This window comes from Basfia succiniciproducens, assembly GCF_011455875.1.
GTDB classification, from domain to species: Bacteria; Pseudomonadota; Gammaproteobacteria; order Enterobacterales; family Pasteurellaceae; genus Basfia; species Basfia succiniciproducens.
This window is the reverse complement of the sequence record NZ_CP015031.1, coordinates 848,562-863,214: the sequence shown is the minus strand read 5'-3', so window position 1 is coordinate 863,214 and position 14,653 is coordinate 848,562. Positions and strand designations below refer to the sequence as shown.

10 protein-coding genes are annotated in these 14,653 nt (G+C 41.9%); 9 read left to right on the top strand and 1 reads right to left on the bottom strand.

All coding sequences use genetic code 11. The features are described from left to right. Positions 1-2: 2 nt before the first annotated feature. The 4 genes from A4G13_RS03815 to A4G13_RS03800 all read left to right on the top strand — a co-directional run bounded on the left by A4G13_RS03815 (position 3) and on the right by A4G13_RS03800 (position 6,229). Positions 3-2,141 carry an alpha-galactosidase gene (locus A4G13_RS03815; RefSeq protein WP_090653811.1) on the top strand — a complete coding sequence of 713 codons (2,139 nt, stop codon included), beginning with the start codon at positions 3-5 and terminating at the stop codon, positions 2,139-2,141. Positions 2,142-2,542: 401 nt separating this feature from the next. Then, a complete protein-coding gene (pntA, locus tag A4G13_RS03810; RefSeq protein ID WP_090653809.1) occupies positions 2,543-4,075 on the top strand; it encodes a Re/Si-specific NAD(P)(+) transhydrogenase subunit alpha in 1,533 nt (510 codons plus the stop codon). Between the two features lie 10 nt (positions 4,076-4,085). After that, a complete protein-coding gene (pntB, locus tag A4G13_RS03805) occupies positions 4,086-5,513 on the top strand; it encodes a Re/Si-specific NAD(P)(+) transhydrogenase subunit beta (RefSeq protein ID WP_090653807.1) in 1,428 nt (475 codons plus the stop codon). Positions 5,514-5,632: 119 nt separating this feature from the next. Next, positions 5,633-6,229 (top strand): DNA glycosylase, encoded by a 597-nt coding sequence (locus tag A4G13_RS03800; RefSeq protein ID WP_011200396.1) that lies wholly within the window; start codon positions 5,633-5,635, stop codon positions 6,227-6,229. A gap of 90 nt (positions 6,230-6,319) precedes the next feature. Here the strand turns inward: A4G13_RS03800 and ydiJ are convergent, their stop codons facing one another. Continuing rightward, positions 6,320-9,412, bottom strand: a complete 3,093-nt coding sequence (gene ydiJ, locus A4G13_RS03795; RefSeq protein WP_090653805.1) for a D-2-hydroxyglutarate dehydrogenase YdiJ — start codon at positions 9,410-9,412, stop codon at positions 6,320-6,322. Between the two features lie 381 nt (positions 9,413-9,793). On the opposite strand from ydiJ, the gene ompA (A4G13_RS03790) reads away from it, so the two are divergent. The 5 genes from ompA (A4G13_RS03790) (at position 9,794) to A4G13_RS03770 (ending at position 14,567) form a co-directional block, all read left to right on the top strand. Further along, positions 9,794-10,846: a porin OmpA gene (ompA, locus tag A4G13_RS03790; protein ID WP_090653803.1), complete on the top strand. Its 1,053-nt coding sequence runs from the start codon at positions 9,794-9,796 to the stop codon at positions 10,844-10,846. Positions 10,847-11,445: 599 nt separating this feature from the next. Further along, entirely contained in the window at positions 11,446-12,522 is a 1,077-nt protein-coding gene (ompA, locus tag A4G13_RS03785) for a porin OmpA (RefSeq protein WP_090653801.1), read from the top strand. A gap of 128 nt (positions 12,523-12,650) precedes the next feature. Continuing rightward, the gene (locus A4G13_RS03780) at positions 12,651-13,235 is read left to right on the top strand and encodes a LemA family protein (protein WP_011200391.1); all 585 of its coding nucleotides are present in this window, start codon (positions 12,651-12,653) and stop codon (positions 13,233-13,235) included. Between the two features lie 83 nt (positions 13,236-13,318). Further along, positions 13,319-13,765 carry a TPM domain-containing protein gene (locus A4G13_RS03775; protein WP_090653799.1) on the top strand — a complete coding sequence of 149 codons (447 nt, stop codon included), beginning with the start codon at positions 13,319-13,321 and terminating at the stop codon, positions 13,763-13,765. After that, positions 13,758-14,567, top strand: a complete 810-nt coding sequence (locus A4G13_RS03770; RefSeq protein WP_424945108.1) for a TPM domain-containing protein — start codon at positions 13,758-13,760, stop codon at positions 14,565-14,567. Before A4G13_RS03775 ends, A4G13_RS03770 begins: the two co-directional genes overlap by 8 nt. The last annotated feature ends 86 nt before the right edge of the window (positions 14,568-14,653 follow it).

Here is a 14,653-nt window from a genome sequence, read left to right as displayed (position 1 = left end):
TCATGAAGAATAATTTTATTCGCTTAACCGGCGGTAATACGGATTTAATTATCCGTCCGGAACCTGCGGAAATCCTTTATTGGGGAAAACGCTTAGAGATTGACGAAATCACCGAAGCGGATCTTTTAAGCCTTGAACGCGGCGTGTCTAACGGTGGTCTGGATGTGGATACACCGGTTACCTTAGCTGCCGAAAACGGACGCGGTTATTGGGGTTCGTCCGGTGTGGACGGCCACCGTGACGGCTATGACTGGGCACCCGTATTTAAAACAAAAAGTGCGGTCAAAAACGGCGAAGTTTTGTTGATTGAAGCGGTAGATGAAATCGCACAATTAGTCTTTAAAACCGAAATTGAAGCGGATGGTAACGGCGTATTTAAATTCCGCAACAGTTTAACTAATCTCGGTGAAGGCAAGTTTACCGTTAATCGTCTCGCCGTGACGTTACCCGTGCCGGAATATGCCGACGAAGTGCTAAGCTTTTACGGCCGCTGGTGTCGGGAATTACAGGAAAACCGCACCTGTTTAAAACATGGCGCATTCATGCAGGAAAACCGACACGGCCGCACCTCCCATGAATACGCACCGAATCTTGTGCTCGGGCAACCGCATTTTAGCCAACAACAGGGCGAAGTCTGGGGCTTTCATTTGGCTTGGTCGGGTAACCACCGCATTCGTGCTGATGTGCTGATTGACGGGCGCCGCTTTGCACAGCTGGAAAATCTTTATTTACCGGGTGAAATCGTTTTGGAACAAGGTGAGTCGCTTTCTACTCCTTGGGTTTATACCGCCTATTCCGATTGTGGTTTAAACGGTATGTCACAGCAATTCCACCGACATATCCGAAGCCGTATTTTGTATTTTGCGCAACCGATTCGCCCGGTTCATCTTAATATTTGGGAAGGGGTGATGTTTGATCATGATCCAGCTCATATTATTGCGATGGCGGAAAAAGCGGCGGAAATGGGGGTTGAACGTTTTATTATTGACGACGGCTGGTTTATCGGTCGGAATGACGACTTTGGCGGTTTGGGGGATTGGTTCTTGGATGAGAAAAAATACCCGAACGGTCTAAAGCCGGTGATTGATGCGGTAAAGAAATTAGGTATGCAGTTCGGGATTTGGGTTGAGCTGGAAATGATCAGCAAACGCTCGAAACTATACCAACAACATCCCGATTGGATGCTGCGGTTGGATGGGTATGATCAACCGGAAGAACGTCACCAATATGTACTGGATTTAGTTAATCCGGACGCTTTTAATTACATTTTAGAACGCATGGATTGGCTGTTGGGCGAAAATCAAGTGGATTACATCAAATGGGATCACAATCGCCGTTTGGTACAACCGGGACATTTGGGCAAAGCCGCGGTCACTGCGCAAACTCAAGCCGCTTATCGCTTATTCGATATTTTGCAAAAACGTTATCCGCACGTAGAAATTGAAAGCTGTTCATCAGGTGGCGCACGTATTGATTTTGAAATTCTGAAACGCTCGCAACGTTTTTGGACTTCCGATAATAACGATGCTTTAACCCGCCAGAAAATTCAACGGGGTATGAGTTATTTCTATCCGCCGGAAGTTATCGGCGCTCATATCGGCGGCGCGCCTTGTCAGACAACTATGCGAAATTTTTCCTTTGATTTCAGAGGATTAACCGCCTTATTCGGACATATGGGGGTTGAGCTTGACCCGGTGAAAGAATCGGCGGAAGAACGGCAGGGGTTTGCCAAATATATTGCCTTGCACAAACAGCTTCGCCCGTTACTGCATTCGGGAGAAAGTTTCCGTTTGGATCATCATGACGATACCACGCTGATTAACGGCGTTGTCGCACAGGATAAAAAACAGGCGGTGGTGTTAATCAGCCAGCTTGATATGCCGGATTATAAACAAATGGGTAAATTGCGCGTGCCTTATTTGGAGGCAAATGCTACTTATCAGGTAAAACTGCTGTCAATTCCCGATTATATCAAGCAGGGGAAAGGCGGACATTTAATGAAAGTCTTCCCGCAATGGGTATTAGATAATTTTGCCGGAAAACCTGTTAGCATCCGCGGTGAATGGCTTGCCAAGGCGGGCTTAACAATTCCGGTACTGGATCCGCAAAGCGCAATGCTGGTTGAATTTAAGCGGCTGTAATAAACATCAACATTATTTAAATTTTATAGGGACGGGTTTATACCTGTCCTTAATTTTTTATATTTCAATGTTACACGGAACGCGTTTATTTGCCGTATTTTTAGATATGCCTCGGTGTTTACAATATATCCTCTTTATTTTATTAGAAAAAATCTAAAAAGTGCGGTCAAAATTTCAGAAATTTTTGTTCTTGTTTATCAATTGATTTTTTCGGTTGAATTGATTGAAAAATCTTTTTCTTTTTTTATTGAATTAGTGTTACATTTAAGAAGATTTGACTTTTTGTCATTCCGTGTTATTTGCAGTACGTGAACGTTTGCGTATTTTGCGGGTAACGATTTGGGATTGAGTGTGTCATTGGTTCACTCAATTATTTTTTCAACTGATTTGAAGGAAACATTATGTTAATTGGTGTACCTAGAGAACTGCTTGATAATGAAAGCCGTGTGGCGGCGACGCCAAAGACCGTTCAGCAAATCCTCAAACTCGGCTTTGACGTTATCATCGAACATGATGCCGGTTTTAAAGCGAGTTTTGAAGATAACGCGTTTGAACAAGCCGGGGCAAAAATCGGAGATCAGCAAGCCGTTTGGAATGCGGACGTTATTTTTAAAGTAAATCCGCCTACGGATGATGAAATCGCATTAATGAAAGAAGGTTCGACCTTGGTGAGTTTCATCTGGCCTGCGCAACGTCCCGATTTAATGGAAAAGTTATCGACGAAAAATGTTAACGTTTTAGCGATGGACGCCGTACCTCGTATTTCCCGTGCGCAAGCGCTTGACGCCTTGTCTTCGATGGCGAATATTTCGGGTTACCGCGCCGTTATTGAAGCGGCCAATGCTTTCGGCAGTTTCTTTACGGGACAAATTACTGCGGCAGGTAAAGTGCCGCCGGCGAAAGTGCTGGTAATCGGCGCCGGTGTTGCGGGTTTGGCCGCTATCGGTGCGGCAAACAGTCTTGGCGCTATCGTACGTGCCTTTGACTCCCGTCCCGAAGTAAAAGAACAAGTGCAAAGTATGGGAGCAAGCTTCCTTGAAATCGATTTCAAAGAAGAGGGCGGTTCCGGCGACGGTTATGCCAAAGTGATGTCCGAAGAATTCAATCGCCGTGCGATGGAACTTTATGCCGAGCAGGCTAAAGATGTGGATATTATTATCACTACGGCGGCAATTCCGGGCAAACCTGCGCCTCGTTTAATCACCAAAGAAATGGTTGATTCCATGAAACCGGGTTCCGTAATTGTGGATTTAGCCGCATTAACGGGCGGTAACTGCGAATATACTAAAGCCGGTGAAATTTTTGTGACGGATAATCAGGTTAAAGTCATTGGTTATACGGATTTCCCAAGTCGTTTACCGACTCAGTCTTCCCAACTTTACGGTACTAACTTAGTTAATTTATTAAAACTGTTAGCGCCGAATAAAGACGGTCAGATTGATCTTAATTTTGAAGACGTGGTTATTCGCGGGGTGACGGTAATTCGTAACGGCGAAGTCACCTGGCCTGCACCGCCGATTAAAGTATCGGCACAACCGCAGCAAAAAGCGGCGGCGCAAAAAGTTGAGAAAAAAGAAGAAAAACCGAAAGATCTCCGTATTAAATACGGCGTGATGGCGTTAGCCGCTATTTTATTCCTATGGCTTGCCTCTGTGGCGCCGAGTGCATTTTTATCTCACTTTACCGTATTCGTACTGGCTTGTGTGGTGGGGTATTATGTGGTTTGGAATGTCAGCCATGCTCTGCATACACCGTTAATGGCGGTAACTAATGCTATTTCGGGTATTATTATTGTGGGTGCGGTGCTGCAAATTGCCCAAGGCAGTTTCTTTATCAGCGTACTTGCGTTTATCGCAATTTTAGTGGCAAGTATTAATATTTTCGGTGGCTTTAAAGTTACCCAACGTATGCTAGCCATGTTTAGAAAAGGTTAAGGAGAGAAAAATGTCAGTAGGTTTTGTACAAGCTGCATATATTGTAGCGGCAATACTCTTTATTATGAGCCTGGCCGGTCTTTCTAAACATGAAACGGCAAAAGCGGGTTGTTGGTACGGCATCGTAGGGATGACCATCGCATTAATCGCAACTATTTTTGGTCCGGCAACGGAAGGGCAATTATGGATTTTAGTTGCTATGGCGATTGGTGCCGTACTTGGTATCCGCAAAGCGCTGAAAGTTGAAATGACGGAAATGCCGGAACTGGTGGCTATTCTGCACAGCTTCGTCGGTTTGGCCGCCGTATTGGTCGGTTTTAACAGCTTCGGTTTACATTCCGCGGTTGCTATGCCCGTGAATCTGGATGAAGCGGCGCAAGCGGCGTTTTTAGCGGAACAGGAGGCATTAGACAATATCCACAACGTTGAAGTGTTCCTGGGCATTTTCATCGGTGCGGTAACTTTCACCGGTTCTGTGGTAGCTTTTGGGAAATTGAGCGGTAAGATTAATTCTAAAGCGTTAATGTTACCTCACCGCCATAAATTAAATTTAGCGGCGTTAGTTGTTTCCGCATTATTAATGATTTCATTCTTAAATAGTCCGGAAAATATTTTCCCTGTGTTACTGATGACAGCCATTGCTCTTGCTTTCGGTTGGCATTTAGTGGCGTCAATCGGCGGTGCCGATATGCCGGTTGTGGTTTCCATGCTGAATTCTTATTCCGGTTGGGCTGCGGCTGCGGCAGGTTTTATGCTGAATAACGACCTGTTAATTGTAACGGGTGCGTTGGTCGGTTCTTCAGGTGCGATCCTGTCTTACATCATGTGTAAAGCCATGAACCGTTCATTTGTCAGCGTGATTGCGGGCGGTTTTGGTAATGACCCGGTTGTCAGTTCCGATGAAGAACAAGGTGAACACCGTGAAACAACAGCGGAAGAAACGGCGGAACTATTGAAAAACGCAAGTTCGGTTATCATTACTCCGGGATACGGTATGGCTGTTGCTCAAGCGCAATATCCGGTTGCGGAATTAACGCAAAAATTACGCGATCGCGGCGTGAATGTCAGATTCGGTATTCACCCGGTTGCGGGTCGTTTACCTGGACATATGAATGTGCTGTTGGCGGAAGCGAAAGTACCTTATGATGTGGTATTGGAAATGGATGAAATCAATGATGATTTCGAAGATACGGATGTTGTATTAGTCATCGGTGCGAACGATACGGTGAACCCGGCGGCTATGGAAGACCCGAACAGTCCGATTGCCGGCATGCCGGTGCTTGAAGTATGGAAAGCGCAAAACGTTATCGTGTTTAAACGTTCAATGGCGGTAGGTTACGCCGGTGTGCAAAATCCATTATTCTTCAAAGAAAATACCCAAATGTTATTTGGTGATGCTAAAGATCGTGTAAACGATATTATCAGCGCATTGAACTAAATAACGGATTAAATGCCTAAAACCGCACTTATGAGCAATCAAAGTGCGGTTATTTTTTAAAAGTTTTGTAAAAAATAAACAGACTCTATTATGCTTAGTCATTGTCGTAAGGATTCGTAATGTCAGTACAAATTATTGAAACCCACCCGTTTCCGCCGGTGTTGCCGGCTCGGGCAACCGTCATGATGATGGGGACTTTCCCTCCTAAGTCTGAAAAACGTTGTATGGAATTCCATTATCCTAATTTTCAAAATGATATGTGGCGGATTTACGGCTTAATCTTTTTTGAAGATAAAGAATATTTTCAGGTACCGGGAGAAAAGCGTTTTGATGCCGAACGGATAAAGGCTTTTTTGCATGAACGCGGCATTGCTTCCTGTCCTACGGTGATAAAAGCCGTTCGCGAGCAGGGTAATGCTTCAGATAAGTTTCTTAAAATTGTGGAACCGGTAAATTTAACGCAGGTTTTGCAGAAAGTACCGAATGTGCGTTGGTTGTTCACTACCGGAGGTAAAGCCACGGAAGCTTTATTCAGTTTGGTGCCGGAATTAAAACTGAAGGAACCGAAAACCAATGAATATATTGATTTTCCTTTTCAGGGACATGAACTCAAGCTGTATCGGGTTCCTTCGACATCAAGAGCTTATCCATTAAGTTTAGAAAAGAAAGCTGAAGCTTATCGAAAATTTTTCGAGCTGTCGGGCATTTTAAAGTAGGGATTTGTTTATAAAAGATAAACAGCCCCTAATAAAAAGGTGAGCCTAATTATGTGCGGCTCACCTTTAGGCTCACCTTTAGTATTTAGTTTAATGGAAAAGAGAGAGAAGAGCTTGCACCGGGTGCTTTAATTCTTCGTTTTCCAAACGCGCCACTTGGCTTCGACATGAATAACCGGTTGCCAGGCAATATTCAATATTTTTACCGGTAAGCTTCGTCGCCCAGGAACCAGCATAAATCGCTTTTGACATCTCTTGGTTTTTCATATCATGCCCGAACACGCCCGCCATGCCGCAACATCCCACTTTTTCCACTTCCAAATGCTGCCCGAATGCGGTAAAAATTTGCTGCCATTCCTGCGGGCTGTTAGGCATAAAGGTTTGTTCGGTACAATGAGGGAATAAATACCATTCGTGCGTGTTCAAAGTGCGGTGATTTTTTTGCAAATTTTTCACCGCAGTTTTTAACAGGTTTGAATCCAATTGGTTTTTTAGCCATTCGTGCGCAGTAATGACATGAAAATCACCTCGGTTTTGTTGCAGGATTTCGTTATATTCGTCACGATAGGAAAGCACAATGGCGGGATCAACGCCGACAAGCGGCAGACCCAGCTTTGTCATGCGGTTTAAAAAATCCGCCTGGTTTTTTGCCGTGCGCGCAAATTGCCCTAAAAAGCCTTTAATATGCTGTGCTTTACCGTTCGGTTTAAAAGGCAAAAGCACCGGCTTGAAGCCTAATTTCCAGCAAAGTTCCACAAAATCCGCTACAACGGTTGCATCATAATAAGAGGTATAAGGATCTTGCACAATCAATAACATATTAGACTTTTCTGTGGGAGAAAGACGTTCCAACTGTTCTAAGGTTTTCCCTTGGTAACCGATTTCAACTAATTGATGACGCAAATTAGGCTCCGATAACAACGGAATATCCGTCATGCCCAGCGCTTTTTCCGCTGCAATTTTCATAAATTTCGATTTCATAACAAAGTTGAAAAGTTTAGGCTGTTTTGCCATATAAGGCGCAACCGTTTCCAAATTTGCCACAATATAGTCTTTACTCGGACGAACATAACGCTGATGATAAAAATAGAAAAATTTGGAGCGGAAGCTCGCTACATCAATTTTAATCGGGCACTGGCTTGCGCAGGCTTTACAGGCAAGACAGGTATCCATTGCCGCCTTCACTTCATGGGAAAAGTCATATTCGCCCCGCCATTTCTTCACTGAATTTTTTACTTTTTCAACCAATTCGGACAATTTTACCTGCGAATGATGGAAATTTAGCTGTTCGGGCGTTACATTCTCATTTGCCATCAAACGCAGCCATTCGCGTACCATTCCCGCACGCCCTTTCGGTGAAAACAGGCGGTTTCCGCTCACTTTCATTGACGGACACATAGTGCTGTGGACATCAAAATTAAAACATAATCCGTTGCCGTTGCAATTCATAGCGCCGGCATATTCTTCACGCATTTTTATCGGAATTTGGCGATCGTTATCGGCCCGCATCGGCGAGAGAATAGGGTAGAGCTGTTGTTCGCTATTCAGTGCACTGCAAATTTTGCCGGGATTCAGGCGATTATGCGGATCAAACAGGAATTTGATATAGCGCAGTTCTTGCCAAAGTTCCGGCGTAAAGAATTTTTCGCCATAGTAAGAACGGATTCCTTTACCGTGCTCACCCCAAATCAAACCGCCGTATTTGCGTGTGAGTTCCGCAACGCTATCGGAAATGTGCTTAAACAGTTGAACCTGTTCTTTATCGCACAGATCCAATGCCGGGCGCACATGAAGCACACCGGCGTCTACATGCCCGAACATACCGTATTGCAGATGATAACCGTCCAATAATGCCCGGAATTCGGTAATATAATCGGCTAAATTTTCAGGCGGAACGCAGGTGTCTTCCACAAAAGGAATCGGTTTCGCCGCACCTTTCGCATTACCCAACAGCCCCACCGCTTTTTTGCGCATGGCATAAATGCGTTCAATAGAAGGCAGATCCGAACATACTTGATAACCGATAATATTGCCTTCCCGGTTGGCAATTTTTTCATCCAACTGAGCACATAAAGCGGCGACTTGACGTTCAATCAAATTTTTATTATTGCCCGCAAACTCAACAATATTTAAGCCGAGAATCGGGCTGTTTGCCTCTTCCGTTAGTAGTTCTTTAACGGAATGCCAAATGATATCTTCTTTCGCGAGATTAAGTACTTTGGAATCAACTGTTTCCACAGAAAGCGCGTTTGCCTGTACCATAAAGGGCGCACTACGTAATGCGGCGTCAAAAGAACTGTATTTCACATTAATCAAGGTTCGGATTTGCGGAATCGGCGTGAGATCTAACGTGGCTTCGCAAATAAAGGCTAATGTGCCTTCCGAACCGGTTAGCAGACGGGTTAAGTTAAATTCGCTTTCATCTTCATTTAATACGTTTTTCAGGTCATAACCTGTTAAAAATCGGTTCAATTGCGGCAAATCCCGAACAATTTGTTCACGTTTTTCTTTGCAGCGGTGAAAAACTTCTTCATGTAATCGTTTGCTTGTAAAGGTAACTTTTTTAGCGGCGAGATTGTCCAAAAATCGCTCCGTTTTGACCGCACTTGTATCAATAATGTCGCCGTTTACCAAAACCGCACGCAAACCGAGCACATGATCCGAGGTTTTACCGTATTGCAAAGAACCTTGCCCTGAAGCATCGGTATTAATCATACCGCCCAGCGTGGCACGATTACTGGTGGATAATTCCGGTGCAAAGAAAAGTCCGTGAGGTTTTAAAAATTGATTGAGCTGATCTTTAACCACGCCGGCCTGAACGCGAACCCAGCGCTCTTCAACATTGAGTTCCAAAATACCTGTCATGTGGCGGGAAAGATCAACTATAATATTATTGTTAATCGCCTGACCGTTTGTTCCTGTACCACCGCCGCGCGGCGTAAAGGTTAAGGAAAGATACTTGTGTTGTTGAGCGAGTTTTGTAATTCGAACAACATCAGATACGGATTTAGGAAATAAAATAGCCTGAGGTAATAATTGATAAACGCTATTATCCGTAGCCAGACTTAAGCGATCGGCATAATTGGAGGCAATATCGCCCTCAAAATATTGCGCTTTGAGATCATCTAAAAAATCGGAAACAAGCGGTGTAAGCTGGGGAACTTCTTTTAAACGTGGTAGCATAAATTACAGCTCTTATCGGTGATAAATTAATATAGTCGGATGGCAGAATTGTAGCATATTGATTATTAATTTAAATGGAAAAATCACAAAGTTAACGGACTAAAGTTTGATTAAAAAATAATCATAATGTATAATTTATAAGCAATTAGATTAATAAATAACCAATCAAAGGCATAAAATTTGATTTTATTCCGTTTAGTTAGGATAATTTAATTGCTTAGAAAGCTCTGATAAAAAGAGTAATAAGTATTTGAATTGGGAAACCGGTTCATCTAACTACAATTTTATCTTGCCGTAAATTAGTTAAAATTGTAACCAATAAGTTTAGTATCTATACAATATCATTATTTTATTTAATGACATTTTAAAGAGGATAAAGCAATGAAAAAAACAGCAATCGCATTAGCTATCGCAGGCTTAGCTGCAGCAACAGTTGCGCAAGCGGCTCCACAAGAAAATACTTTCTATGCGGGTGCTCGTGCAGGTTGGGCATCTTTTCATGATGGCGTAGATGCATTCCATAATTCTGACGGACTTTCTGCTAAGAAAAATTCTGTGACTTATGGCGTGTTTGGTGGTTACCAAATTCTTAACCAAAATAATTTCGGTTTAGCAGTAGAATTAGGTTACGATGATTACGGTCGTATTCGTCTGATAGAGACTGATGCAAAACGCGGTAAATTTACTAATCACGGCGTGAATTTAAGCATTAAACCGAGCTATGAAGTATTAGACGGTTTAGATGTTTATGCTCGTGTTGGCGCAGCATTAATTCGTACTGATTATAAAGATTATAGTATAGACGCTGCCGGACATTCTTTAAAAGTTTCTCCGACATTTGCAGCAGGTCTTGAATATGCGCTTCCAATCCTACCTGAATTGGCTATGCGTTTAGAATACCAATGGATCGAAAATGTTGGTCGTGATCAAAAATGGTCCGGCTATAATGATGCGGACTTCACACCTGATATCGGTGCCGTAACATTCGGTTTATCTTACCGCTTCGGTCAAGGTGCGGCACCTGTAGCGGCGCCTGAAGTGGTAAACAAAACATTTACTTTAAACAGTGATGTAACTTTCCCGTTTGCTAAAGCAACATTAAAACCTGAAGCGACTTCAACTTTAGATGGCATTTACGGCGAAATCGCTCAAGTTAATAATGTATCCGTTAATGTAAACGGTTATGCGGACCGCATCGGTAAAGAAGCTGCAAACTTAAAACTTTCACAAAGACGTGCTGAAACAGTAGCAAACTACTTGGTTTCTAAAGGTGTTGCACAAAATGCAATCACTGCAACCGGCTACGGTGAAGCAAATCCGGTTACAGGTAACACTTGCGACGCGGTTAAAGGTCGTAAAGCGCTTATCGCTTGCTTAGCACCGGATCGTCGTGTAGAAGTTGCCGTTAAAGGCGAAAAACAAGCAACTATGTAATAAATAGTTAATTGTTTAGCAATTTTATATAAAAAGGCCTAAATTATTTTAGGTCTTTTTTTTTATGGATAATTAATGTAGTCTTTTCTATATAAAGATAAAGCGATGAGGTTATTCAAAACTAATAAATTTTATTACTAAAACAGTTAAGAATTTTAGCCTGTTTTATGTAGATTTGACTATGATTAGTTAACAACGGATATTATTTAAAAATAAGGAAAATTCTTATTTTTTTATAGGGTTATTAACAAACTAGATAATAATCGAAATGGTTAAAAAACAGGCGAAAGAGATGTTTTTTAGCTCAAAAAATAGGCATGAATAAAAAAATAATTGATTTTCCATTTTTATAAATGGATAATATACATACTTTTGAAGCATTCTTTATACTTTCATAGTTAAAGAAATGAATTTGTCAAAAGGTAAATGTTAGGCAAATTCGTGAACCTGGCAAGTATAATCTTAGAACAGCGGTTTTTGAAAAAGTTCACATTTTTTAAAATGTTTTAAGAGAGTCGAACACGGTCGTGTTCATTCAGCAATATTGCTGAGAAATTATTTTAAATAAGATGACTAAAATATTTAAGAGGATCATCAAAATGAAAAAAACTGCAATCGCATTAGCTATCGCTGGTTTAGCAGCAGCAACAGCAGCACAAGCGGCTCCACAAGAAAACACTTTCTATGCTGGTGCAAAAGCTGGTTGGGCATCATTCCACGACGGTTATACCCAATATGCTGAAGATGGCGTTGGTAGCCACACTAACTCAGTAACTTACGGTGTATTCGGTGGTTACCAAATTTTTAATCGTGACAACTTAGGTTTAGCGGTAGAATTAGGTTATGATGATTTCGGTCGTGCAGCACTTCGTACAAACGGTGCAACTTCTGCGAAACACACTAACCACGGTGCACACCTAAGCTTAAAACCAAGCTATGATTTAGGTGCTTTAGCTCCAGTATTATCAGGCTTAGATGTATACGGTAAAGTTGGTGCAGCATTAGTTCGTTCTGACTATAAAGTTAACGACGGTTATTCATATGGCTTTAATAAATCAGACTTTGCAGATCACAGCTTAAAAACTTCATTGTTATTAGGCGCAGGTCTTGAATATGCATTACCTTCATTACCTGAATTAGCATTCCGTCTTGAATACCAATGGTTAAACAAAGTGGGTAAATTGGAAAATGCTAATGGCACACGTTTCGACTATACTCCGGAAATCCACAGCGTAACAGCTGGTGTTTCTTACCGTTTTGGTCAAGGTGTAGCTGCGCCGGTAGCTGAAGAAGTTGTGAGCAAAACTTTCACTTTAAACAGCGACGTAACTTTCGCATTCGGTAAAGCAACATTAAAACCTGAAGCTTCAGCATCATTAGACAACATCTATGGTGAAATTGCTCAAGTTCAAAGCCCTGCAGTATCTGTAGCTGGTTATGCAGACCGTATCGGTAAAGAAGCTGCAAACTTAAAACTTTCACAAAGACGTGCTGAAACAGTAGCAAACTACTTAGTTTCTAAAGGTGTTGCACAAAATGCAATCACGGCAACCGGTTACGGTGAAGCAAATCCTGTTACAGGTAACACATGTGACGCGGTTAAAGGTCGTAAAGCGCTTATCGCTTGCTTAGCACCAGACCGTCGTGTAGAAGTTTCTGTACAAGGTACTAAATAATTATCGTTTATAGATGATTATGAGAAAGTTAGTAATGCAAATTAGTGATTTTCTAAAATAACTTGAAGAAGACCTAAACGTTGTTTAGGTCTTTTGTTTATCTATATAAATTTAGGAATGAATAAAAAATGAAAAAGTGGCTCCTTATTATCATTGTTGCGGTAATTGCCGGTTTCACATTAATGTCCAGTTACAACGGGCTGGTAAAAGCGGAAGAGGAAATTGATTCTGTATGGGCTAATGTTGAGTCTCAATATCAGCGCCGTTCTGATTTAATTCCAAATCTTGTTAATACCGTAAAAGGTCAGGCTAACTTTGAGCAAGAAACCTTAACCGGTGTTATTGAAGCGCGCGCTAAAGCAACACAAACAAAAATTGATCCGGCAAATATGACTGAGGAACAATTAGCGCAATTCCAACAAAATCAGGATTCTGTAGGTTCGGCATTATCCCGTTTGTTAGTTTCGGTAGAAAGATATCCGGAATTAAAAGCGCATGAAGGGTTTATGAATTTACAGGCACAATTGGAAGGTACTGAAAACCGAATTAATGTGGCTCGCAATAAATTCAATGAAGCGGCTCGCGTATATAATCAGAAAGTTCGCCAATTCCCAACTAAATTAGCGGCGATGATTTTGGGATTCAAAGAAAAACCTTATTTTAAATCAACTGCCGGTGCAGAAAATGCACCAACAGTAAGTTTTGATAAATAATGTCAAAAATGGCACGAACAACGCGTTCGTGCCTTCATTTATGGTATGTCGTTTACCATTCTTTTTTTCTTAAGTGGATTGTTATGTCATTATTCTCAAGAATTCCTTTTGATAAAAATTTGATTGAATCGGCAATTGCTCGCTTTGAACAAGAGAGTTCAGCAGAATTACGTGTTTATATTGAAAGAAATTTGCCCGAATCGGAAAATTTATCCAGTGTGGATCGCGCCTTGCAAATTTTTATGCAGCTCGAAATGGATAAAACCCAAGCCCATAACGGCGTATTAATTTATATCGCCCATAAGTCCCATAAATGTGCCGTAATTGGTGATTTAGGTATTCACCAATTTGTCGGCGATAATTTTTGGCAGCAACAATGTCAGCTAATGATCAGCTATTTTAAAGATGATGAATATACTCAGGCTGTGATTGCGGCAATAGAGAGTATAGGTAAAGAACTTGCGATTCATTTCCCGGTTAAACCGGATGATAAAAACGAATTGCCAAATGAGGTGATTATTAATGGATAGATTTAGCCGAATGTGGCGAAAATTACAAAAAAGTGCGGTCTGTTTTTTGCTGATTTTTGTCACTGTCAATGTATGGGCGGCAGATTTTCCCGGCTCACCGAATCCGTTTCGTTATGTGAATGATTACACGAACACCTTATCGGAAAATGATAAAAATTATTTAGAAAATAAATTAATTAATTTCAGCCGGGAAACCAGTTCTCAAATTGCCGTAGTTATGGTGAAAACAACCGGCGAATATGTCATATCAGATTACGCCTTTACATTAGGTGATAATTGGGGAATCGGTCGAAAGCAGTTAAATAACGGTGTGTTGTTATTAGTTGCAAAAGAGGACAGAAAAGTCTTTATTGCTACCGGACAAGGATTAGAGGGGGCATTACCCGATGCATTTTTGTCGCAAATTATTCGCCGGGTTATTCTGCCTAATTTTCGGCAGGAACAATATGCATCAGGTATTAACGGTGCATTAGATTATATTATCGCAGCAAGCAAGGGTGAATACGATGCTGCGGCTGAACAGAATGATGAAGGATTCGAACAATATATTCCATTCCTAATGGTGCTAGTGTTTGTCCTGTTTGTTTTATTCGGTGAACTTAATGGGCGACGTAAACCCTATATCAGCCCGACAACAAACCATCAATTGGAACAAGCTATTTTACAATCTGCCAGACGTCGTCGCGGTAATTCAGGCGGTTTTGGTTCCGGAGGTTTTGGCGGTTTCGGCGGAGGCGGATCTTCCGGTGGCGGTTTTGGTGGCGGTGGCTTCGGTGGAGGCGGCGCCGGTGGAAGTTGGTAAAAGTTGATAAGTTTAGTCAGTTTTGACACAAATCAAAAAACTTGTGCTAAAATGACCGCACTTTTATGACACACATTATTTTAAAG

Coding starts and splice junctions, on each gene's coding strand:
- ompA (WP_090653803.1), top strand. CDS start 9,794: ATGAAAAAAACAGCAATCGCATTAGCTATCGCAGGCTTAGCTGCAGCA.
- A4G13_RS03780 (WP_011200391.1), top strand. CDS start 12,651: ATGAAAAAGTGGCTCCTTATTATCATTGTTGCGGTAATTGCCGGTTTC.
- A4G13_RS03775 (WP_090653799.1), top strand. CDS start 13,319: ATGTCATTATTCTCAAGAATTCCTTTTGATAAAAATTTGATTGAATCG.
- ompA (WP_090653801.1), top strand. CDS start 11,446: ATGAAAAAAACTGCAATCGCATTAGCTATCGCTGGTTTAGCAGCAGCA.
- A4G13_RS03800 (WP_011200396.1), top strand. CDS start 5,633: ATGTCAGTACAAATTATTGAAACCCACCCGTTTCCGCCGGTGTTGCCG.
- A4G13_RS03815 (WP_090653811.1), top strand. CDS start 3: ATGAAGAATAATTTTATTCGCTTAACCGGCGGTAATACGGATTTAATT.
- ydiJ (WP_090653805.1), bottom strand. CDS start 9,412: ATGCTACCACGTTTAAAAGAAGTTCCCCAGCTTACACCGCTTGTTTCC.
- pntA (WP_090653809.1), top strand. CDS start 2,543: ATGTTAATTGGTGTACCTAGAGAACTGCTTGATAATGAAAGCCGTGTG.
- A4G13_RS03770 (WP_424945108.1), top strand. CDS start 13,758: ATGGATAGATTTAGCCGAATGTGGCGAAAATTACAAAAAAGTGCGGTC.
- pntB (WP_090653807.1), top strand. CDS start 4,086: ATGTCAGTAGGTTTTGTACAAGCTGCATATATTGTAGCGGCAATACTC.